Source organism: Herbaspirillum sp. GCM10030257 (genome assembly GCF_042666555.1).
Classification (GTDB): Bacteria; Pseudomonadota; Gammaproteobacteria; order Burkholderiales; family Burkholderiaceae_D; genus Noviherbaspirillum.
On record NZ_JBHTDH010000008.1, the window covers coordinates 213100 to 235255 of the forward strand.

Consider the following 22156-nt stretch of genomic DNA (forward strand, 5'->3'; position numbering starts at 1 on the left):
TGCTTTAGTGTTTAAGCCTGTTTTCAGGTCAGTGTTCTACCAGCGCCTTCGATGCAACGCGCGGTCCCGTGCCATTGAATTCACCGGCCTTTGACGGCGCATCGCGCGCAATCCAGGCCAGCATGTCGCCCCAGATCCGCTGCACCTCGTCCGGTGGCGGCATCTTCAGTGCATTCGGCAGTTCTATCGTAATTACCGGCACGTTCTTGTGCATCCCGCCATAGTTGCCCAGGGAACCGGGATAGACGCCGACGCGGCTGAAATGCAGCCGGCCGAATTGTCGCGGCGCCTTGGCCGGTCCATCAAAATCGAGCACGCCGAAAGGAGCATGGACCGAGATGATGACATCCGGCCGGAAGCGTTCTATTTCTTCATTGAGCCAACGGGTTTCCGGCTCTGACAGCGGCGACTGGCCGGGGAAACGACGCGGATCCTTGCCGGTCGTCTTGGTCCAGTAGTGTTTGGCATCCTTCTCCCAGCCGGGCGTCGGGAAATTGCGGTTGAGATCCACGCCGTTGGCATTCACGCGCTGCGGTTTCCGCGCGAGCAGGCCGTCCGGATTGACCACCGGTGCAATGTGCCAATGGAATTGTTGCGCGGCTGGCGTTGACAGCCACTTCATCCACTCGAAGACGATCGCGGCCGCGGTCAGCTCATCGCCATGGATCCCGCCCAGCAGCAAAACGCGCTTTGCTTCCTGCTTGCCATCGGCCGCAGCTGGAACCGTGCGCATCAGGATGGGAAAACCCTTGCGTGACATGGCGCCTACCGGAACGAGACCGCTGGCCTTGCAGTTGGCGACAGAAATGCCGGGCAGGCGTGGCGTCATGCGCTCACACCAGTCTGGCTTGGCTGCCGTGGGTACAGCGGGGGCCGGAGAGTTAGGGGCTGGAGGCCTGGTGGCCGCACTACCCGGAACAAGGGCTGCGGCCAGCGAAACAGCGGCGGCGGCTTGGAAAATCCGCATGATCGGCAAAGAATGCCGATACCGCCGCCGTGAGGACATATTTTACAAACCGGCAGCGGCGCGTAACGCTGCGGCCTTGTCGGTCCGCTCCCACGAGAACTCCGGCTCTTCACGGCCAAAGTGGCCATAAGCCGCCGTCTTGCCGTAGACCGGGCGCAGCAGGTCCAGCATCTGCACGATGCCCTTGGGACGCAGGTCAAACAATTCCTGCACCAGTTGCGACAGATGCTCGTCGCTGATCCTGCCGGTACCAAAGGTGGTCACCATGACCGAAGTCGGACGCGCGATGCCGATCGCATAGGATACCTGGATCTGGCAGCGCTTTGCGAGTCCTGCGGCAACGATGTTCTTTGCGACGTAACGACCGGCATAGGCAGCTGAACGATCCACCTTGGACGGATCCTTGCCGGAGAATGCACCGCCGCCGTGCGGTGCAGCGCCACCGTAGGTGTCGACAATGATCTTGCGCCCGGTGAGGCCGCAATCACCCTGCGGACCACCAATCACGAACCGTCCGGTCGGATTGATGAGGTAACGCGTATTCTTCAGCCATTCTTGCGGAACGACCGGCTTGATGATTTCTTCAATCGCGGCTTCTTCAATGGTCTTGTGTTCGATCTCGGGTGCATGTTGCGTCGACAGCACGATGGTATCGATGGCGACCGGCACGCCGTCGACATAGCGCAGTGTGACTTGCGACTTCGCATCCGGGCGCAGCCAGGGCAGGCGGCCGTCCTTGCGCAATTGCGACTGGCGCTCGACGATGCGGTGTGCATAGTAGATCGCCGCCGGCATCAGTTCCGGGGTTTCGTCGCAGGCATAACCGAACATCAGGCCTTGGTCGCCCGCGCCCTGATCAAGATCGATGCCCTTGCCCTCGTCGACGCCCTGAGCGATGTCCGGGGATTGCTTGTCATACGCCACCAGTACGGCGCAGCTCTTGTAGTCAATGCCGTAGTCGGCATTGTCGTACCCGATGCGCTTGATGGTGTCGCGGGCAACGGTAATGTAATCGACATTCGCGGTGGTGGTGATTTCGCCGGCCAGCACGACAAGACCGGTGTTGCACAGCGTTTCGGCTGCGACACGGGCTTTCGGGTCTTGCGTCAGGATTGCATCGAGGATTGCATCCGAAATCTGGTCGGCGACCTTGTCAGGATGACCTTCGGAAACGGATTCGGAGGTGAAGAGGTATTCGTTTGCCATCGCAGGCTTCCTATAATTAATAGTTGGTGAGGACCATGTCGCGGCCATAACCAATGTGCCTGCGACGCTTTAGCGAAATTTGTATTCCGCCTCGCAAGTTGTCTATTAACTCGGCGGATATCCAATTCATATCATACAAAATGAATTGGATCATGTGATATTTTACGCGTCTGGAAAAAAATCACAAAATTTTCTAAAGCGCATCTTAATGCTCGTCACACTTTTTCGCCTGCTCGCCAGGTTGCCGTTGCCGGTGTTACATGCAATCGGCGCTACCCTTGGCTGGCTGGTCTACCTGCTGGCGCCTTCTTATCGGCGCAGATTAAAAGGCAACATCAAGGCGGCAGGGTTTGGAGAGCATTTATCGTCGGCAATCAGCGAGGCAGGCAAGAATGTCATGGAACTCCCCTTCGTCTGGTGCGCAGACCCGCAGCGTGTGGCCAGCAGCGTCCGCATCGAAAACTGGGAAGTCGTTGAAGCTGCGCTGCAAGCCGGGCGCGGGGTGGTTTTTTTAACGCCCCATCTGGGCTGCTTCGAAATCACGGCACAAGTCGTTGGTACCCAAAAACCCCTCACCGTGCTGTATCGCCCGCCGCACAAAGCTGTGCTCAAACCCCTGATTGAAGGCGCACGGGCACGTGGCAAACTGAAGCTGGCGCCGGCCAATCTGTCCGGCGTACGGATGTTGTTGAAAGCCTTGCGCCAGGGTCAACTGATTGGATTGCTGCCGGATCAGGTGCCGCAAAACGGCGAAGGTATATGGGCACCTTTTTTCCGCAGGCCTGCCTACACCATGACCTTGCCGGGCAAACTGCAACAGATGACTGGTGCAACGGTCATCATTACCTTTGCGGAACGGCTGCCTCACGGCAAAGGTTATGCGATGCGCATGGTGGAACTCCCGGGAGCGCTTGGCGAATCCCCACTGGCGCAGGCTACCGCTGCCAACGCCGCCATGGAACATATGATTGCGCAATGCCCGGCACAGTATTTCTGGAGCTACAACCGGTACAAGGTTCCGGACGGCGTCGCTCCTCCCAACGAACAGGAAACTGATTAATGAGATTGCTGCTAGGCCTGATGTGGTTGCTGCACTGGCTGCCCCTTCCCGTTTTAGGCCGCATTGGCGACGCGATCGGCACTTTGCTGTTTTCGACAGTACGTTCGCGCCGCAAGATTACGCTCACCAACCTGCGGCTGTGCATGCCTGAGCTCTCTGAACGCGAGCGGCACAATATCGCAAGGAAACATTTCCAGGGTTATGCACGCAGTGTGCTGGAGCGCGGCATATTGTGGTGGGGTTCCGAAACACGTCTGAAACGCTTGCTGGTGGTTGAACCGGGGGTGCCACTTGAAGCGATTGCCTCAGGTCCGACCATCCTGCTTTGCCCGCATTTTGTCTGCCTCGATGTCGCCGGCGTCGCCGTGATGCTCGAATCGGCCTTGTGCTCAATCTATACGCGTCAGCAAAATCAGGTATTCGATGAAGCGCTGCGCAAGGGACGTTCCCGCTTTCGTCCGGTAAAACTGTTCTCCCGCGCCGAAGGTGTCAAACCCATCATCCGCGCAATGCGGGAAGGTTTGCCTTTTTTCATGCTCCCGGATATGGATTTTGGCGAAAAGGATGCGGAATTCGTCCCCTTCTTCGGTATCCCGGCTGCCACGCTGACTGCCCCGGCGCGGATTGCCGCCGCCACTGGCGCCAAGGTAATTCCGGTCATCGCCACGTTCCTGCCCGGGTATCGCGGCTGGAAAGTGAGGTTTTTCCCGGCCTGGGAAAACTATCCCGGCACAGACATGGTGGCGGCGACACGCCATATGAATGCTTTTATCGAGGATCGTGTCAGGGAAGCGCCGTCCGAATACTTTTGGGCGCACAAGCGTTTCAAGACCCGGCCGCCGGGGGTGCCCAGCGTGTACGCAGCAAACAGTCCGGCCACTGTGCCGCTGGAGTCCTGAAGAGCACTGAACAACGGACGACGCACGCAAAAAAAGAATTCTGCTCTAGCGACTATAATTTCCGCATGAAACTCAAATTCACCAAAATGCATGGGGCCGGCAATGATTTTGTTGTCATTGACGCCATCAGCCAGCACATCGACTTTACGCCGGAGCAATGGAAGGCGCTCGCAGATCGCCGTTTCGGCGTCGGTGCGGACCAGATGCTGGTTGTGGAAAAGCCGCAATCGGACGATGTCGATTTCCGTTATCGCATCTACAACGCCGACGGCGGCGAAGTCGAGCAATGCGGCAATGGCGCCCGCGCCTTTGTCCGGTTCGTTACCGACAAGGGACTGACCGGCAAGCATGCTATCAGGGTGGAGACCATGGCAGGCGTGATCGAGCCCCGGCTTGAAGCCGACGGCCGTATTACCGTCGACATGGGCGCGCCTATCCTGGATGCGGAAAAAGTACCGTTCGACGCCGCTGGCCTGGAAGCGAAGCCGGAAGGAAGTGACAGCCTGTGGCCGCTGAACATCAATGACAAGACTACATGGATTTCCGTCGTCTCGATGGGCAATCCGCATGCGGTGCAGGTTGTTGAGCATGTCGATACGGCGCCCGTCAATGTCGATGGTCCCGTGATTGAACATCATCCGCGTTTCCCAAGGCGGGTGAATGCCGGTTTCATGGAAATCATCGATCGCCACGCTATCAGGCTGCGCGTCTTCGAACGCGGCGCCGGCGAAACCCTGGCCTGCGGTACGGGCGCCTGCGCCGCAGTCGTCTCCGGTATTCGCCGCGGGCTGCTGGACTCCCCGGTCAAGGTATCGACTCGCGGAGGCGAGTTGTCGATTGCATGGGCCGGCACCGGTTCCCCTGTAATGCTGACAGGTCCGGCTGTGACGGTGTTTGAAGGCGAAATGGAAATTTGACAATCCTCCGCTGGACGCCAGTCACATCACGCATCGGACCGTTGCGCGGCATGCCTTTCCCTTTCGGTACAGCGTCATGCGAGACGGGATGTCGGTTAAAATCACGCCTTATCTCCGGCATGCCTTGATGCAAGAATTACCACGCGACAAGACATGCTCCGAACGCTGCGACCATCACCACACTGCGCTATGACTTACGAACTGGACTCCAACGCCGTCGCCGAATTCCTGTCAGACAATCCTCACTTTTTTGAAGAACATAGTGAACTGCTCGCGCGGGTCAAGCTGACCAGTCCTTTGGCGGGACGCGCTGTCTCGCTGCAGGAGCGTCAGATGGAAGTCTTGCGTGACAAGATCAAGTCGCATGAATTGCGGCTCGCAGAACTGCTGAGAATCGCGCAGGAAAACGACGCCATCACACAAAAATTTCTGCTGTGGACGCGCTCGTTGCTGTTGGCACGCAATGATGTCGATATGCCGCACACCTTGGTCACCGGCTTGCAGACAATATTCTCGGTGCCGCACGTGACCCTGCGCATCTGGGGTGTGGCCGAGGAATTTTCCCATACCTGGTTTGCCGCACCGGTATCGGACGACGCAAAGATTTTTTGCCATGGATTGACAGCGCCCTATTGCGGTCCCAACCAGGATTTCGAAGCCGCCACCTGGCTCGAGGATACCGAATCGGTCAAGTCGATCGCGATGCTGCCGCTGCGTGTCGGCGGCGCACCGGAAGCGTTTGGCCTGCTGGTGCTTGGCTCTCCGGATCCGGACCGTTTCGGATCTGAAATGGCAACCGACTACCTGTCGAAGATTGCCGAGATCGCCAGCGCCTCCATGAACTGCCTGCTTGCCTGAACACACCGTGCCACAAGAGACCAACCGGGCGCGCATTGCCGGCTACCTCGACCATCTGGAAAAGCAGCGCAAGCTGTCTCTGCATACTGTCACCAATTACCAGCGCGACCTGCTTGAACTGGCGTTGATGATGGAAGCCTTGCCGGATTCGCTGGCGATGGCTGCAGTGGGGCACTTCCACATTCGCAAGTTTGCATCGCAACTCCATGCGAAAGGCCTGAACCCACGTTCGATCGCACGCAAGCTGTCAGCATGGCGAGGCTTCTTCGAATGGCTCGCCGATCAGGAAACACTGGCCGCCAATCCGGTCGACGGTGTCAAGGCGCCCAAGCGCAGCAAGCCTTTGCCGAAGGCGTTGTCGGCCGACGATGCGGTACGCGTGGTTGCTGAAGGCACGCCGGGAAAAGACGCCCAGGCTCCCGGCCAGTTATGTAATCGCGCGATGTTCGAATTGCTCTATTCCAGTGGCCTGCGGGTATCGGAACTGACGTCGCTCGACTTGCGTTTTACGAAGGAAGGCGATTACCAGTCCGCAGGCTGGATCGACTTTACCGAAGCCGAAGTGAATGTCACCGGCAAGGGCAACAAGCAGCGCAAGGTGCCGGTCGGCGGTCCCGCGATGGAAGCCTTGCGCGCCTGGCTGGCGGTGCGTGACACGCTGGTGCGACTGGACCCGCGCCCACTGTTTTTGTCCGACCGCGGTGTGCGAATAACGCCGCGTATCCTGCAATCCCGCCTGAAAGCCCACGCGCAGGCACTCGGCATCCCGGCAAATGTGCATCCGCACGTGCTGCGACACTCCTTCGCATCCCATGTACTGCAGTCTTCCGGCGATTTGCGCGCGGTGCAGGAAATGCTCGGACATGCGTCGATCGCGGCCACGCAGGTGTACACCTCACTCGATTTTCAGCGGCTTGCACAGGTGTACGATGCTGCGCATCCGCGGGCAAAAAAGAAAGCGGATTCCGGCGCCTGAAGCGCTCTCGATGCGTCACCACAGCGCTAAATGTGTGGCGCACCGCATAATGATGCGGCCATGGTGTCGCGCTCTGCAAATGCAATTCGGCGATACACTTCGCCCCAACAGATAACCGCTCCCGACCAGACATGCTTACCATCACTCTCAAGCCCGGCAAGGAAAAAAGCTTGCTGCGCCGCCATCCGTGGATCTTTCCGACCGCCATTGAACGTATCGAAGGCAAGCCGGAAGAAAAGAACAAACCGGGTACCACCGCTGTCGTGCAATCCGCGTCAGGACAATTTCTCGCCCGCGCTGCCTACAGTCCCAAGTCGCAGATCCGTGCGCGGGTCTGGAGCTTCAATGAAGGCGAACCGATCGACCATGCGCTGATCAAGCGCCGCATCAAAAAAGCAATTGCCTATCGTATGGCGATGGTGAAGGATTCCGATGCCATCCGCCTTATCTTTGGTGAAGCGGATGGTTTTCCGGGTCTGGTTGTCGACTGGTATGCGGGCAAGCAGGGACACCTCGTCTGTCAGTTCCAGTCCGCCGGCGTTGAGACCTGGAAAGCACCGATTGTGCAGGCGCTCATCGCGGAAACCGGCTGCCCGAATGTCTATGAGCGCTCCGACGCATCGGTACGCGAGCGTGAAGGCCTGCCACTCGTCACCGGCACGCTGGCCGGCAAGGAACCCGGTGATGAAACGCCTGTCATTGAAAACGGTGTGCGTTACGCAGTCGACATCAAGACCGGCCACAAAACCGGTTTCTATGTCGACCAGCGTGATAACCGTCGACTGGTGATGGAGCACGCCGCGGGTCGCGACGTGCTCAACTGCTTTTGCTATACCGGCGGCTTTTCGCTGGCCGCCCTGAAAGGCGATGCCCGCAGCGTCATATCAATCGACTCTTCCGGCGAGGCGCTTGCCATCGGAAAGCGCAATGTGCAGCTTAACGGCTTCGATTCGGCCAGGGCCGAATGGCAGGATGCGGATGTGTTCAAGGCCTTGCGTGCGTTCCGCGAACAGGGAAAGAGCTTCGATCTGATCGTGCTCGACCCGCCCAAGTTCGCCTCCTCGCCCGATCACGTGGATCGCGCAGCACGCGCCTACAAGGACATCAACCTGCTGGGCTTCCAGTTATTGCGCGAAGGCGGTTTGCTGTTCACCTATTCCTGCTCGGGCGCGATCAGCGCAGACCTGTTCCAGAAAATCGTCGCCGGCGCGGCCAACGACGCCAAGGTCGACGCCCGTATACTGAAGCGCTTGTCAGCCGGGGCCGATCACCCGATGACGACCAGCTTTCCGGAAGGCGAATACTTGAAAGGACTGATGCTGCATAAAGCGTGAAGCCTCCGGAGCCGCTGCATGGCGGTCTGAGAATGCCTATTTTTTGCAACTTGATTGCAAAATGCGTCATAATTTTACTTTCGCCTCCGATATCGTGGCAATCCGATGAGTAGCAAAGCAAAGTCATCCTACAGCCCTGCCCAAACCAGCATTGCCCGCGCGGAAGTGCAATTGCGCGACGCGGCTGTGCGCCTTACGAGCGCACGGGTCAAGGTGTTGGCGGCCCTGCTGGACGCCGAACGGGCCTTTTCCCATCAGGACATGCAGGACGCATTCACCGACATGGATCGCGTTACGCTGTACCGCGCACTGGATTGCCTGACCGACGCAGGGCTCGCCCACAAGATCGCGGGCGACGACCGCGTGTTCCGCTATAGCGCCGGTGCCGAACACGGCGCGCAAGGCGACGCGACGCCGCATCATCAGCACGGGCATTTCAAATGCACACGTTGCGCCAGGGTATTTTGCCTTGACAGCATCGCGGAAGCGGGCTTGCTGCGCAATGCGCTTGAGGAAAGTCTGGGCAAGGGCTTCCAGAGCCACGATATCGAGTTCACGATCAAAGGATGGTGCGCTGATTGCGCACAATGAAAGGAAGCACTCATGTCACTTGTTCCCGCCACGATCCTGACCGGCTTTCTCGGCGCCGGCAAAACCACTCTGCTCAACCGCATCCTGCGCGAACCACACGGCTATCGCATCGCCGTGATTGAAAACGAGTTTGGCGAAGAAAATATCGACAATGAAATCCTGGTGCAGGACAGCAAGGAACAAATTGTTGAAATGAACAATGGCTGCATCTGCTGCACCGTACGCGGCGATTTGATCGTCGCACTCGGTTCGCTCGCGCAAAAGCGTGAGGCTGGCGAACTCAACTTCGACCATATAGTGATTGAGACAACCGGCCTGGCCAATCCGGGCCCGGTTGCCCAGACGTTTTTCATGGACGACGAAGTCGCATCATCCTTCCTGCTCGATGCGGTGGTCACCGTCGTCGACGCGCGGCATGCCATGCAGCAGCTCGATGAACATGAGGAAGCACAGCGCCAGGTCGGCTTTGCCGACAAGCTGCTGCTGTCGAAGACCGACTTGGCCACTGCCGAACAGGTCGAGGCACTGACAGCCCGTCTCAAGCGCATCAATCCCCGCGCATCAATGGCAAAAGCCGATTTTGGCAAGGTGCCAATCGGTGAGGTTCTCGACCTGCGCGGCTTCAATCTCAACGACAAGCTTGAGATCGATCCAGATTTCCTGGCCGCCGAAGAGCATGCGCACGATGACCACGACTGCAACGAACATTGCGGGCACGACCACGGCGACGGCCATCACCACGATCATCATCATGCGCACCATTCGGACGATATCGCGGCGTTCGTCTTTCGCAGTGACCGCCCTTTCAACACGGCACGGCTGGATGAATTCCTGGGAGGCCTGGTACAGGTTTTTGGTCCCCGCATGTTGCGTTACAAAGGAGTGCTATGGATGGAAGATGCGGATCGGAAAGTGCTTTTTCAGGGCGTCCACCAAATGATGGGCACCGATATCGGCGCCAAATGGGCCGACGCGGAACCACGCGGCAGCAAGATGGTTTTCATTGGTAAAAATCTGCCTAAGGAAACGTTTATCCAGGGATTGGAACAGTGTTTGGTATAAACTATTGTCGTTTTGATTTTTATTCATACAAGAAGGAGTGTCATCTGGCAAGATATACAGGCACGTCGTATACCGCTTGATATAGCCCGGTTCTGCCGCAAACGCAGCAAACAATGGTTTCAGGCCAGGAACTGAGTGTCAGGCGTTTCACTGAGCGAGGGCACCATGAATGCAACCGTTACAAGGTCTGTCACGAAACGCAGTGCCGCCAAGACCACGGCAAAGGCACGAACCCCGTCCAGCGGAAAAGCGGCTGGCAGCGATGCGGCAAAAATGCCTAGTGCAGTGCCCAAACCCGCATCGGCGCGCAAAAATACCCCGGCGGCAACAAAATCGATTGCCAAATCCCCCCAAAGCACGGTAAAAAGCACAGTTAAATCTGCTGCAAAAACAGCCGCGAATATGGATGCCGAGGGGACGACACCGAAAACAGCATCAGCCAGGTCACGAACCACCCTGGCATCGGAGACCTCCCCGGCAGTCAGCAAGGCAGCAACAAATTCGAAGCGACCGTCTATGGCGGCCGCGACGAAGGTCGGTTCCAAAGAGACGCCCGGCTCTTCCATGAGCGGTAACAATGCAAGTGCCGGATTAATAGATACAATGGAAAAACCCGCAGTTTCGAAAGTAAGCGAAGTGGCTACCAAAACAACTAAATCGACCCCCGCCGTCCCGGATGGCACCCTGTTGACCGAAGAGCAGATCCTTCAGATGAGTGAGAAGGATTACATGAACGAGGCCCAACTGGCGTTCTTCAAGGCGCGCCTGCAGCAGCTTGAAAAAGACTTGCTGAAAAACGCCGGTGAGACAACCGAGCACCTGCGTGAGACCGTCCTGGTGCCGGACCCCGCCGATCGCGCGACGATCGAAGAAGAACATGCGCTGGAATTGCGCACCCGTGATCGCGAACGCAAACTGCTGAAGAAGGTGCAGCAATCCATCGCGAGCATCGACGCCGGTGAATACGGCTGGTGCGAAGAGACCGGCGAGCCAATCGGCATTCCGCGCCTGCTGGCTCGTCCGACCGCGACGCTGTCACTGGAAGCGCAACAGCGCCGCGAGCTCAAACAGAAGCTGTACGGGGACTAAGTTCGGGCTGGATCCATCCGGCCTTTCTCCCACGCCGCAAGCGTACGACGCATAGCCTCGTACGCTTGCTTGCTTTTAGGGCCGGCCCATTAGCAAATAGGCCCCGTCAGGCATCGCTGATTGCTCCTTTCGCAATGCTTGTTACGTTCGAGCGCAACCATACCGTTCCTATTCGTTGGAATTGAAATCAACATGCCGAGAAATTGAGCATTGTTGAAACGTGGCACAAACGGGAAACCACAGAAACGTAACAAAAAAACATGTTTTCGGCCGCTGGCATGACAACCGGGCTAAGGGATGTGTTACCTTTATACAATTGTATTTTTCTTCTTTCCCATTGCGGAAGAAGGCCTGCAACTTTGAGCTGGGAACACAGTGGGTATTTTTTCGCTTTTCGGAAAGAAGGATCGTCAGCCGGCAAAGCCTGCCGACAAAGATGCTTCTCGCGCAAAGAAACCCTCGTCCCGATCCGTCACTGATGCAGGTCGGGCAAATACCAAGGCTGCGACAGTCAAGCGGGATGCGCAAACTGCGCTGCAGACCGCACTGAAGATTGATGCGATCGAATCTGAAATGTCTTCGGAGTTCGTCAATGTGACGACGACGCAGGGCCCCAAGGTCAACCCGTCCCCTGCGAAGCCAGGTGCCCCTGCTCCAAATTCAATCACCCCATCTTCCTCCAGAAACCAGGCCGATGTGGCCAAACCTTCCAAGGAAACGTCGCACAGGCCCGCAGCCGAGCCTGCATTGACCTTGCAACCGCTGAGCGCGGATATGGGCAGCACGACAGAGTTCCTTCTTGATGGGCAGACCGCGGTCAGCAACATCGCCGCTCCCACATCGGAAGCGGAAGCTGTTATCGAAGAAGCCGCCATCATGTTCGCCAATGGCCAATCCGTCGTGGTTGAACAAATGCTGCTCGCCGCCATCGGTGCCGACGATCTCGGCAGCGTCACGCAAACCGCATGGCTGATGCTGCTGGATCTGTATCAGATCAATGGCAAGCAGCAGGAATTTGAAAATCTGGCAATTGAATTCGCTGGCAAGTTTGAGACTTCACCGCCTGCATGGAGCGGTCCGGAGTCACGTGACGCACCACCGGCAAGCGCTGCCGGCACTACGCCGATGGTGCCCTTTAGCGCACGACTCGACGCCAACTGCGTCAAACAGATCGAGCGCATCCAGAAACTTGCCGAAACCTTCCATACCTTGCGCCTGGAATTCGTACGCGTTACAGAAGTGGATGCCACCGGCTGCGGTCTCCTGCTTGGTATCTTGCGCAAGCTGCAAAAGTCCGGACACGACCTGATCCTGGTCGGCGCGCCGGAGCTGGCCGACAAGATTCGTGGCATCGTCGAAGTCGGTCGTCGTGACGATACTGAAGATGCCTGGCTGCTGCTGCTGGAAGTGCTGCGCCTGCTGAACCGCGAAAAGGAATTCGAAGAAATCAGTATCGATTATTGCGTGACCTTCGAAGTGTCGCCGCCGGCCTTCGTCGCGCCCCAAAACAAGGTGACGACTGCCGCCGCGGAACTGGCAGCGGCCGCGCCCAAGGCTGAAGGCTTCATGATGCCGCCGGTGGTCGAAGGACGTATCGACGACCTGATCGTTGCCATCGCCAGTTATTCCGATGACCATGATCCCGCCATCATCGACTGCTCACGCCTGAACAGGATCGATTTCAATGCGGCAGGGCGCTTGCTCACGGGACTCAGTCCGTTTTGCGGCAATGGCAAGGCGCTGGAATTTCACCATGTCAATCATCTGGTGCATGCGCTACTCAATGTGATCGGTCTCAAGGACATCGTCCGCATCGTCCCGCGCAAGAACTGACGCGTGATATAAATTGCGACGGCTCCGCTCTGTCGCCCGACCAGCCTCTTTCTTCTCGTTATCCCGTACTGTGTCGCATGCTGCCGTGCACCGTCGTTTTGTCTGGCTTCGTTCGGTTTCTGCCCATGGGCGCACCGTGATCACCACTTGTATTAACCGGTGCCGCCCTCATCTGCGATGAATTACAGACTCTGATTCCTTTGAGGCAAGCATGGAACAATTTCACGGCACGACCATACTTTCCGTGCGACGCGGCAATACCGTCGCGCTTGGCGGTGATGGTCAGGTGACTCTTGGCAACGTCGTCATGAAAGGCACGGCCCGCAAGGTACGCAAGCTGTACCAGGGCAAAGTCCTGGCGGGGTTTGCCGGCGGCACCGCCGACGCATTCACGTTGATTGAACGTTTTGAAGCCAAGCTGGAAAAACATCAGGGCAACCTGCTGCGTGCTTCCGTTGAGCTGGCAAAGGACTGGCGTACCGACCGCATCCTGCGGCGTCTGGAAGCGATGCTGCTGGTCGCCGATCGTGAAGCAACCCTGATCATTACCGGCAACGGCGATGTACTGGAACCGGAAAGCGGCATCGGCGCTATTGGTTCGGGCGGCGTGTACGCGCAGTCCGCCGCCAAGGCCCTGCAGGAAAACACCGACCTGCCGCCAGCAGAGATTGTGAAGAAAGCGCTGACCATCGCGGGCGAACTCTGCATCTATACCAACCTGTCGCATACCATCGAAACTCTCGACTAATACAAATACGTCGACACTTCGCGAATACCTATCATGAACATGACACCCCAAGAGATCGTTTCCGAACTCGACAAGCATGTGGTCGGCCAGTCACGCGCCAAGCGCGCGGTCGCGATCGCCCTGCGTAATCGCTGGCGTCGCCAGCAGGTCGCCGACCCGCTGCGCCACGAAATCACCCCGAAGAACATTCTGATGATCGGCCCGACCGGCGTGGGCAAGACCGAGATAGCACGTCGCCTGGCCAAGCTGGCGGATGCCCCCTTCATCAAGATCGAAGCGACCAAGTTTACCGAAGTCGGTTATGTCGGCCGCGACGTCGACACCATCATCCGTGACCTGATCGACATCGGCATCAAGCAGACCCGCGAATCGGAAATGCGCAAGGTGCGCACCCGTGCCGAGGATGCAGCCGAAGAACGCGTGCTCGATATCCTTGTGCCGCCGGCGCGCGATTTCGGCTTCAGCTCCACCCCAAGCGCGAGCGATAACGAGAGCGGCGGTGGTAGCAACAGCACCCGCCAGACTTTCCTCAAGCGTCTGCGTGAAGGCACGCTGGATGATCGCGAAGTGGAGATCGATGTCGCAGAAGCAGCGCCGCACATGGAAATCATGGCGCCTCCAGGCATGGAAGAAATGACCGAGCAGATCAAGTCGATGTTCTCGGGAATTGGCGGTGGCCGCAAGAAAAAGCGCAAAATGAAGATCAAGGATGCGATGAAGATCCTGATCGACGAGGAAGCCGCAAAGCTGGTCAATGAAGACGAACTCAAGCAGAAGGCCATTGCCAACGTCGAGCAGAACGGCATCGTTTTCCTTGATGAGATCGACAAGATTGCGACCCGTTCGGAAGTCGGTGGCGCCGATGTCTCGCGTGCCGGCGTGCAGCGCGACCTGCTGCCGCTGGTCGAAGGCACGACTGTCAATACCAAGTACGGCATGATCCGGACCGATCACATCCTGTTCATCGCTTCGGGCGCCTTCCATCTGGCCAAGCCATCAGACCTGATTCCGGAGCTTCAGGGGCGTTTTCCTATCCGTGTTGAACTGGAGTCGCTGGCTATCGCCGACTTCGAGCGTATCCTGACCAGTACCGATGCCTGTCTGACTCGGCAATACGAAGCGTTGCTCGCAACCGAAGGCGTCAAGATCGAGTTCACGCCCGACGGCATTCAGCGTCTGGCCGAAATCGCGTTTTCGGTCAATGAAAAAACCGAGAACATCGGCGCGCGCCGACTGTACACGGTCATGGAAAAGCTGCTGGAAGAAATGTCGTTCACGGCGAGCGAATCGTCCGGCAAGACGGTGTCCATCGATGCTGCCTATGTTGACGACAAGCTTGGCGCCCTCGCGGTCAACGAAGACCTGTCGCGCTACGTCCTGTAAAGGAAAGGTCCTGCGGCATGGCGAACAAGGCCCTGGCAAAACGTCAAAAGATGACCATACGCGTCGAGCCATCGCAGCGGCCACTGAAAGGCCGCAATGTGGTGGTGGCAGGCGTTAAACAAAAAGCGGTGCAATCTCCGGAAAGCAAGCAACCCGGGGGATCGGTTGCTGCGAAATTGCTGAGCAAGGTGCTTGGCAAGAACGGTGCAGATTAACGCCTGCATTGTTGGGAGTTGGCACGACGCAGGCAGGCTGCATACATACCGTATCCAGCCTGCCCTGATCCGCATCAGCGCGGCATATGCGTCGATGCCTGTGTGTTGATGTCGTACGAAAATGGCATCGTCACGCTACCCCATTTCTCTGCACTTACTTCATTTATAAAATTGGATCGACAACTGGCCGGTGCAATGTCTGCACGCCAAACCGATCGGCTTTCCCGCTCACCAATTCGGCATTTGCCAAATTGACGGTCCGCAGAAATCTGTCCTAGCGACTCTGCAGTGGCGGCTCGCCAGGCGCCGTGCTGCCGCTTGCTGGTGGCCCACTAGGAGCCGGACTCGGTGCCATGTTGACTGCATTCGGTACATTCGGCAGTTGCGGCGCATTCGGAACCGGCACACCGCCGCTCACGGATGGCGTGGCAGGTGGCGCACCCGCAGGCGGGTTGACAACGACGGTTGGCGGCGCAGTAGTTGGCTGGCCAGCCGCCCCTGGTACCGGCGTCGCAGGCACACCGGTGGCAGGTACCGCCGGTTGGGGTATCCCTACCTGAGGCGTCCCAGGAGCGGCATTAGGCGCAGGCCGTGCTGGCTGCGCGGTGTTGTTCGGAACCGCTGGCTGTTGTTGTGGCGTAACTGCCGATGGGCGTGCCGGCGGAGGAAAGTTGCGGCCCGGCTGACTTGGCACGGCGGGCGCGGCCGGCACTGCAGGAGCCGGTGCCGCGGTGACGCCTCCACTCTTCGCATCTTCCGGCAACTCGACGCGCTTGGTAGTGCCATTGTCAGAAAGCAGCACATAACCGCGATGAACTTCCTTGACGGTCACGCCCGGCAATATCTCCATATCGACACGTACCGCTTGCGGCGGCTTTCCATCGGCGCTCAGGATGGCGATGCTGTCACGCGCGTTCCCGGAAAAAACCACGCCGCGCAGCTGATAATTGCTGGCGGCCTGCGTTGGTGCGGCACGGCCACCAAATAATGCCGTGGCGGCGTCAGGCCGGACTTCGGGAGCGGCGGCCTTGGGCGGCGCAGCCACCGGTCGCAGCGGTGGTTTGAAGAGCTGCATGCCCCAGTACGCAATCGATGCGCACAACAAAACGAACAATACGAAGCTCACAGCGAGCGGCAAGCGCTTCATCTCGATCCTTTATTCTTTTTCATATTTGTATTCCTCCCGGAATTCCTCACACCGGTGCTTCCGGTGTTTCCGACTTCGCCTTCAACGCACCAGCTGGTTGATCTCGATAATCGGCATCAGCACCGCCAGCACGATCAACAACACCACCACGCCCATCACCAGAATCAGCGCCGGCTCCAGCAGGCCGGCAATCGTCAGCGCCCTGCGCTCCAGATCGGCTTCCTGGGCATTCGATGCGCGCTCCAGCATGGCCGGCAGTTCGCCGGTCACTTCGCCGGCACGGATCATATGGATCAGCATGGGCGGAAAATGCTTGTGCGCTGACAACGCACGCGCCAGGCCTACCCCTTCACGCACGCTGGTGGTGGCCTCTTCCACCTGTTCGCGCATGGCGACGTTCGACAAGGTATCGCGACTGGTCTGCAGCGCACGCAGGATAGGCACGCCGGACCCGGTCGTAATCGCGAGCGTACTGGCAAAGCGGGCGGTATTGAGGCTGCGCTCGAACTTGCCGTAGAGCGGCGCGGTCAGCAGCCACCGGTGCCAGCGGAATTTGATGTCGGGATTTTTCAGTGCACGCCGCCATAACAGGAAGCCCCCGACTGCAAGCAGCGCGACGATCCAGCCGTAGCTGCGCACAAAATCGGAGATTGCCAGCATGATGACAGTCAGCAAGGGCAGCTTTTGCTTGGTATTGGCAAACACCGAGACAATCTGCGGCACCACATAGGCAAGCAGGAAGATCACGATGGCAAACGCGACCACGGTAACGATAGCCGGATAGGTGAACGCCAGCCTGACCTTTTGCACCAGTGAATTGCGGCGCTCGATGTAATCGGCAAGGCGGGACAGCACGCGCGACAGCTGACCGATCTGTTCTCCGGAAGCAACCAGCGCACGATAGATGTCGGCGAAATCGCGCGGATGGCGGGATAGCGCGTCTGACAGGGAAGAACCGCCCATGAGTTCGGAGCGTATCGATGCAATCAGGTCACGCACATAGGGACGCTCGGCCTGCTCCAGCAAAGCGGTGAACGCCTGTTCCAGAGGCAGGCTGGCTTCCAGCAGGCTGGCCAGCTGTCGTGTGAACAAGGCCAGTTCGGTGGTCGAAAGTTTGTCGCCAAAGGCGCGGCTGCGAGCCTGGCCGAGTTCATCGACCTGGGCTGCGATCGCATCGACCAGGATCGGCACCAGGCCTTGCGCACGCAGGTCCGATCGTGCGGCGCGCGCACTATCGGCATTGACAACGCCTTTCCTGGTAGCGCCGGCGGCATCGACGGCTTCGTAGCGAAATGCGGGCATGGTGGTTCAAGCTTCCATCAAATCAGTCGTGCATGCCGGTCGTTGGACGGCATGAGGTTCATTCTTTTGCTACACGCAGCAATTCAGCCGGCGTGGTGGTGCCGTCGGCCAGCCAGCGTTCGCCGTCTTCACGCATGGTCTTCATGCCGTCGCGCTGGGCGGTGACGCGAATCTCGGCTTCTGAGGCGCGGTCATGGATCTGCTTGCGGATTTCGTCGGTGGTGGTGAGCAATTCATAGATACCGACGCGCCCCTGATAGCCGGTATGGCCGCACTTGTCGCAGCCGACCGCGTGCCACTCGTGGCCGTCGTTGCGTTTGCAGACAGGGCAGAGCTTGCGTACCAGGCGCTGCGCGACCACTCCCAGCAGCGACGACGAGAGCAGGAAGGGTTCAATGCCCATGTCGAGCAGACGGGTGACGGCGGACGCGGAATCGTTGGTGTGCAGGGTGGCCAATACCAGGTGACCGGTGAGCGAAGCCTGCACCGCAATCTGCGCGGTTTCGAGGTCGCGGATCTCGCCGATCATGATGATGTCCGGATCCTGGCGCAGGATCGCGCGCAACGCCTTGGCGAAGGTCATGTCGATACGTGCATTGACCTGAGTCTGGCCGACGCCGGGTAATTCGTACTCAATCGGGTCTTCGACCGTGAGGATATTGGTGGCTGGCGCGTTCAGGCGCGTCAGCGCTGCGTACAGCGTCGTGGTTTTACCGGAACCGGTCGGGCCGGTCACCAGCACGATGCCGTGTGGCTGACTGATCAGGTGGTCGAACTGCTGCTGCACATCTGGACTCATGCCCAGATGGCTCAGGTCCATGCGGCCGCCTTCCTTGTCGAGCAGACGCAGCACTGCGCGTTCGCCGTGGCCGGTGGGCAATGTCGAGACCCGCACGTCGACCGGTTTGCCGCCGACGCGCAGGGTGATGCGTCCGTCCTGCGGCAGGCGTTTTTCCGCGATGTCGAGCTGAGCCATGATCTTGATACGCGAGATCAGCGAAGCATGTATCGCTTTCTTTGGCCGCACGATGTCGCGCAAGGCGCCGTCGACGCGGAAGCGCACGACCGACACCTGCTCGAACGGTTCGATATGGATATCCGACGCTTCTTCGCGCAGCGCCTGGGTGAGCAGCGCATTGATCATGCGGATCACCGGCGCGTCGTCGGCGGATTCCAGCAAGTCTTCTATGGCCGGCATGTCCAGCATCAGCTTGGCGAGATCGAGGTCGGATTCGACTTCATCGACCACTTGCGCGGCATCGTTGCCGGAACCGGCATACGCTTTGGCAATGGCGGTTTCAAGGTCTTCGCGCGAAAGCGACTTCAGCTTGACCCGGCCGAAACGGCGGCTGACCTCGGCGATCGCCGAAGGCACGGTCGCCTCCGACACCCACACTTCAACAGCATTGCCGGCCGTCTCGCTGCGCCGCGCGAGCAGTGCATGATCGCGTGCGAAAGCGTACGGGAGAAGGCGGGCGTCGGTCAGGGTTGTGCTCATTACTACTGTCCTACTTTCATTTGGGGTTGGGGGTGCGCTGCGGCATTCCCGCATCCGGTACGGGCGGTATCGCAGGGGCCGGTCCGGGCGCCAGCGGCGGTGGGTTGTCAACGGTGCCCGCGGGTGGCGTGGTCGCCGCCGGTGCATTCGGATCAACATTGACAAAACTGCCACCGACCGGCCGTCCGCTCTGGAGCGGAGGTGCAACGGGCGTCGTCATGTCGCGCAACAGGAGAGAATCAGTGGACTGTGAATTTCCCTGGACGTTCCGTATGTATTCATAGCGATCGCCGGTCACGCTCATGCTTTGCTCGTTACTGCGCAAGACCGTGGGTTTCAGAAACACCATCAGGTTGGTTTTGCGGCCATTACGGCTGCGATATTTGAACAGATTGCCAACCACCGGAATATCGCCGAGCACCGGCACCTGTTCGTTGCCATCGGTAACACGATCTTCGATCAGGCCGCCCAGCACGATGATCTGGCCATCGTCGACCAGCACGTTGGTTTCAATTGAGCGCTTGTTGGTGATGATGTCGGAAGCGTTGCTGGTCGGCTGGATGTTCGAGGTCTCTTGATAAATCGCCATCTTGACCGTGCCGCCTTCGGATACTTGCGGACGCACGCGCAGCGACAGGCCAACGTCCTTGCGCTCGATAGTCTGGAACGGATTGACGCCAGCCGCACCGCCGGAGGCAGCGGTGGTGAACTGACCGGTCACGAAAGGCACGTTCTGACCGACAATGATGCGGGCCTCCTCGTTGTCCAGCGTGATGAGATTCGGCATCGACAGGATATTGGCGTTGCCTTCGGATTCGAGCGCGCGCGCCAGTGCGCCCAGCGTCAGCGAACCACCAACTTGGCGGAAAATACCGAGGTTCAATCCGTTACCGGGCGGCAGTGGGTTACCTGTCGTCGCATTGGCGACGGCCTGGCTGATCAGGTTGTTGCCACCGCCCGCCGTGGTGAATCCGGTGGCGCCGCCGACGCGATACCGGCTGGTGGCATCGCCGGACAAACCGGCCCACTGGATGCCAAACTCGGCCGCGCGGTCGGCACTTACTTCGACGATGAGCGATTCCACGTAAATCTGCGCGCGCCGTGCATCGAGCTGGTCGATCACTGCACGCAGATTGCGATACACCGCTTCGCTGGCGGTAATGATCAAGGCATTGGTGGCCGGGTCGGCTTGAATGAATCCGCCCGCGCCGCCGGTTGGCAACGCGGCGGGAGTCTGCTGGCCCTGGTTCAGTGCGCCCTGTCCAAGCTGGGTCTGCTGGCCTGGCGAGGTCACTTGCGGCTGCTGCGGTTGTTGTTGGGCGCCCCCGGTATTGTTGGCCTGGGCCGACGGATCGGACGCGACCACTGCACGCAAGGTCTGTGCGAGCCGGACCGCATCGGCATTGCGCAGGTAAACCACGTGGACATTACCCGGCTGCGCGGTCTGCTGGTCGAGCTTGGCGATCAGCGACTTGGCAAGATTGGCGCGCGCCACGGAAGGCGCACGGATGATGACCGAATTGGTCCGGGAATCCGCCAGCACCGTGACACGTCCCGCATCGCCACCAGCCACTGCCCCGCCCTGTTCGAGCAAGCGGTTGGCGAGTACCGCAATGTCGGTGGCGACCGCGTATTTGACAGGCACCACATCCAGGTCGCCGACCGCCGGAGAATCGAGCGCGGCGATGATGCGGCCGAGACGCTTGAGATTGTCCGCATAGTCGGTGATGACGATGCTGTTATTGCCGGGATTGACGTTGATCGTGTTGTTCGGCGAAATCAGCGGGCGCAGCACCTGCACCAGGTTGGGCGCGGATTCATAGTTAAGACGGAAGATCTGCGTCGCGATCTGGTCGCCGCGCACCTCTCCTGCCTGTATCGGCCCGGCCTGCAGCTTGGCATCCGCTTCCGGCACCACCTTGGTGACGCCGCCGCTGCTCACCATCGCAAAGCCCTGCAGCCGCAGCGCAGAGCCCAGCATCTGCAATGCTTGCGGCTTGGTGACCGGCTTCTCGGAGACCAGGTTGATCGTGCCCTTGACCCGTGGGTCGATGATGAAAGTAGTGCGGGTGTAATGGCCGATGGCCTTGACCACCGACTCGATATCGGCGCCGACAAAATTCAGCGTCGCCTGGTTCGAGGAGGGATCCTGGGCGTTCACGTTCGGCATGCCCGCCATTGCACACAGCAGCAATGCGGCTGCGCCAACACGGCGCATGCGCGCCGTACCTTGTAATGTTTCTGCTGATCGATTTTTTTTCATTTGAACTCTAGCGCGATAACATCTTTATCGCCGACTCGTCGGCGCTGTCCCAGCAAATTCAAAAGATTTGCCAGCCTTTCTTCCTGCCCTTCTTCCGCTTCAGCCTTTCCCGAAAAACGCAACCTGCCGTTAGCCAGCTCGCCGGTTCCGCTCAACAGCAGGGGTCCCCTGGTACTTGTCAGGCCCACCTGTGCCCGCTGGCCGCGCCAATCCATTATCAATTGGTAAGCTCCCAGCGGTTTGATCGGTGACAGACGCGACGCGATGTCCTCCATTTGCAAGTTCATCGTGCCATTTACCGCCACCGCATTGCCCTGCCGTGTAATCTGCAACGGTGTCCAAGTCAGCCGCATGCTTCCGGATGGCTGAATCGTGTTGAGCGGCGCACCGAGACCGGCCAGCCGCTCGGCCGGCAGATTGACACCACCGGCCGTAACCTGCCACTGATTCCAGCTGCCGGTGATCCGTACCGGCTGCCCCAGCGACTCGGCATTCTCCAATGCAACATCCACTTGTCCCAGCAGGACCAGCGGTGACAGGTGCCAGGAAAATCTTCCTGGCAACAACGGCGTAACAGGATCCGCTGCACTGGGCGCGCCGCCGATAAAGCCCGAGCCGTTCCACAGCGTACCCTGTGCATCACCAAGCGTCAGACGGCCTCCGGTCTGCTTCTCCAGCAGCACCGTCATCCAGGACGCTGGACAAAACACAACCACGGTCAGCGCCACGGTAAGCACCGCAGCAAACAACCATATCATGAGGCGTCGCACTTTTATTGTTTCTCCCTTGTGCTGCTTGTTTAGGCTTA

The 22156-nt window shown here is 59.0% G+C and carries 21 protein-coding genes; 13 read left to right on the forward strand and 8 right to left on the reverse strand.

What is annotated here, in order from left to right:
- Nucleotides 1–28 precede the first annotated feature (28 nt).
- Together ACFQUU_RS14770 and metK are read right to left on the reverse strand one after the other, a co-directional pair.
- A complete protein-coding gene (locus ACFQUU_RS14770) occupies nt 29–967 on the reverse strand; it encodes a M14 family murein peptide amidase A (protein ID WP_382248373.1) in 939 nt (312 codons plus the stop codon).
- A 42-nt stretch (nt 968–1009) separates the two neighbouring features.
- Complete coding sequence (gene metK, locus ACFQUU_RS14775; RefSeq protein WP_382248375.1) at nt 1010–2173, reverse strand: methionine adenosyltransferase; 1164 nt, start codon at nt 2171–2173, stop codon at nt 1010–1012.
- Nucleotides 2174–2381: 208 nt separating this feature from the next.
- On the opposite strand from metK, the gene ACFQUU_RS14780 reads away from it, so the two are divergent.
- From ACFQUU_RS14780 to ACFQUU_RS14815, 8 genes are all read left to right on the forward strand, one after another.
- A complete protein-coding gene (locus ACFQUU_RS14780; protein WP_382248377.1) occupies nt 2382–3233 on the forward strand; it encodes a lysophospholipid acyltransferase family protein in 852 nt (283 codons plus the stop codon).
- A complete protein-coding gene (locus ACFQUU_RS14785) occupies nt 3233–4132 on the forward strand; it encodes a lipid A biosynthesis acyltransferase (RefSeq protein WP_382248379.1) in 900 nt (299 codons plus the stop codon). Before ACFQUU_RS14780 ends, ACFQUU_RS14785 begins: the two co-directional genes overlap by 1 nt.
- Nucleotides 4133–4197: 65 nt before the next feature.
- The gene (gene dapF / locus ACFQUU_RS14790; RefSeq protein ID WP_382248381.1) at nt 4198–5049 is read left to right on the forward strand and encodes a diaminopimelate epimerase; all 852 of its coding nucleotides are present in this window, start codon (nt 4198–4200) and stop codon (nt 5047–5049) included.
- Between the two features lie 189 nt (nt 5050–5238).
- Complete coding sequence (locus tag ACFQUU_RS14795; RefSeq protein WP_382248383.1) at nt 5239–5907, forward strand: DUF484 family protein; 669 nt, start codon at nt 5239–5241, stop codon at nt 5905–5907.
- A complete protein-coding gene (gene xerC, locus ACFQUU_RS14800; RefSeq protein ID WP_382248385.1) occupies nt 5900–6883 on the forward strand; it encodes a tyrosine recombinase XerC in 984 nt (327 codons plus the stop codon). Before ACFQUU_RS14795 ends, xerC begins: the two co-directional genes overlap by 8 nt.
- 131 nt (nt 6884–7014) lie before the next feature.
- Nucleotides 7015–8217 carry a class I SAM-dependent rRNA methyltransferase gene (locus ACFQUU_RS14805; RefSeq protein WP_382248387.1) on the forward strand — a complete coding sequence of 401 codons (1203 nt, stop codon included), beginning with the start codon at nt 7015–7017 and terminating at the stop codon, nt 8215–8217.
- Nucleotides 8218–8322: 105 nt separating this feature from the next.
- Nucleotides 8323–8808: a Fur family transcriptional regulator gene (locus ACFQUU_RS14810; RefSeq protein ID WP_382248389.1), complete on the forward strand. Its 486-nt coding sequence runs from the start codon at nt 8323–8325 to the stop codon at nt 8806–8808.
- A 12-nt stretch (nt 8809–8820) separates the two neighbouring features.
- Nucleotides 8821–9870, forward strand: a complete 1050-nt coding sequence (locus ACFQUU_RS14815) for a CobW family GTP-binding protein (RefSeq protein WP_382248391.1) — start codon at nt 8821–8823, stop codon at nt 9868–9870.
- 119 nt (nt 9871–9989) lie between these two features.
- Here ACFQUU_RS14815 and ACFQUU_RS14820 read toward each other — a convergent pair whose 3' ends face one another.
- Nucleotides 9990–10436, reverse strand: coding sequence for a hypothetical protein (locus ACFQUU_RS14820; protein WP_382248393.1), 447 nt, complete (start codon nt 10434–10436; stop codon nt 9990–9992).
- A gap of 37 nt (nt 10437–10473) precedes the next feature.
- Here ACFQUU_RS14820 and dksA point away from each other — a divergent pair, with 37 nt between their 5' ends.
- From dksA to ACFQUU_RS14845, 5 genes are all read left to right on the forward strand, one after another.
- The gene (gene dksA / locus ACFQUU_RS14825) at nt 10474–10959 is read left to right on the forward strand and encodes an RNA polymerase-binding protein DksA (RefSeq protein ID WP_082584082.1); all 486 of its coding nucleotides are present in this window, start codon (nt 10474–10476) and stop codon (nt 10957–10959) included.
- 375 nt (nt 10960–11334) lie between these two features.
- Nucleotides 11335–12792 carry a hypothetical protein gene (locus ACFQUU_RS14830; RefSeq protein WP_382248396.1) on the forward strand — a complete coding sequence of 486 codons (1458 nt, stop codon included), beginning with the start codon at nt 11335–11337 and terminating at the stop codon, nt 12790–12792.
- A 211-nt stretch (nt 12793–13003) separates the two neighbouring features.
- Entirely contained in the window at nt 13004–13540 is a 537-nt protein-coding gene (gene hslV / locus ACFQUU_RS14835) for an ATP-dependent protease subunit HslV (protein ID WP_057290876.1), read from the forward strand.
- 33 nt (nt 13541–13573) lie between these two features.
- Nucleotides 13574–14923 carry an ATP-dependent protease ATPase subunit HslU gene (hslU, locus tag ACFQUU_RS14840; RefSeq protein ID WP_382248398.1) on the forward strand — a complete coding sequence of 450 codons (1350 nt, stop codon included), beginning with the start codon at nt 13574–13576 and terminating at the stop codon, nt 14921–14923.
- A 17-nt stretch (nt 14924–14940) separates the two neighbouring features.
- Nucleotides 14941–15138: a hypothetical protein gene (locus ACFQUU_RS14845; protein WP_382248400.1), complete on the forward strand. Its 198-nt coding sequence runs from the start codon at nt 14941–14943 to the stop codon at nt 15136–15138.
- 274 nt (nt 15139–15412) lie between these two features.
- On the opposite strand, the gene ACFQUU_RS14850 is transcribed toward ACFQUU_RS14845, so the two are convergent.
- The 5 genes from ACFQUU_RS14850 to ACFQUU_RS14870 form a co-directional block, all read right to left on the reverse strand.
- A complete protein-coding gene (locus ACFQUU_RS14850; RefSeq protein ID WP_382248402.1) occupies nt 15413–16285 on the reverse strand; it encodes a type II secretion system protein N in 873 nt (290 codons plus the stop codon).
- 81 nt (nt 16286–16366) lie between these two features.
- Nucleotides 16367–17587, reverse strand: coding sequence for a type II secretion system inner membrane protein GspF (gspF, locus tag ACFQUU_RS14855; protein ID WP_382248404.1), 1221 nt, complete (start codon nt 17585–17587; stop codon nt 16367–16369).
- A gap of 58 nt (nt 17588–17645) precedes the next feature.
- Complete coding sequence (gene gspE / locus ACFQUU_RS14860; RefSeq protein ID WP_382248406.1) at nt 17646–19085, reverse strand: type II secretion system ATPase GspE; 1440 nt, start codon at nt 19083–19085, stop codon at nt 17646–17648.
- 16 nt (nt 19086–19101) lie between these two features.
- Nucleotides 19102–21348, reverse strand: a complete 2247-nt coding sequence (gene gspD / locus ACFQUU_RS14865; protein WP_382248408.1) for a type II secretion system secretin GspD — start codon at nt 21346–21348, stop codon at nt 19102–19104.
- On the reverse strand, nt 21345–22118 hold the full coding sequence (locus ACFQUU_RS14870) for a type II secretion system protein N (RefSeq protein WP_382248410.1): 774 nt from the start codon (nt 22116–22118) through the stop codon (nt 21345–21347). The genes gspD and ACFQUU_RS14870 overlap by 4 nt, the downstream gene beginning before the upstream one ends.
- Between the last annotated feature and the right edge of the window lie 38 nt (nt 22119–22156).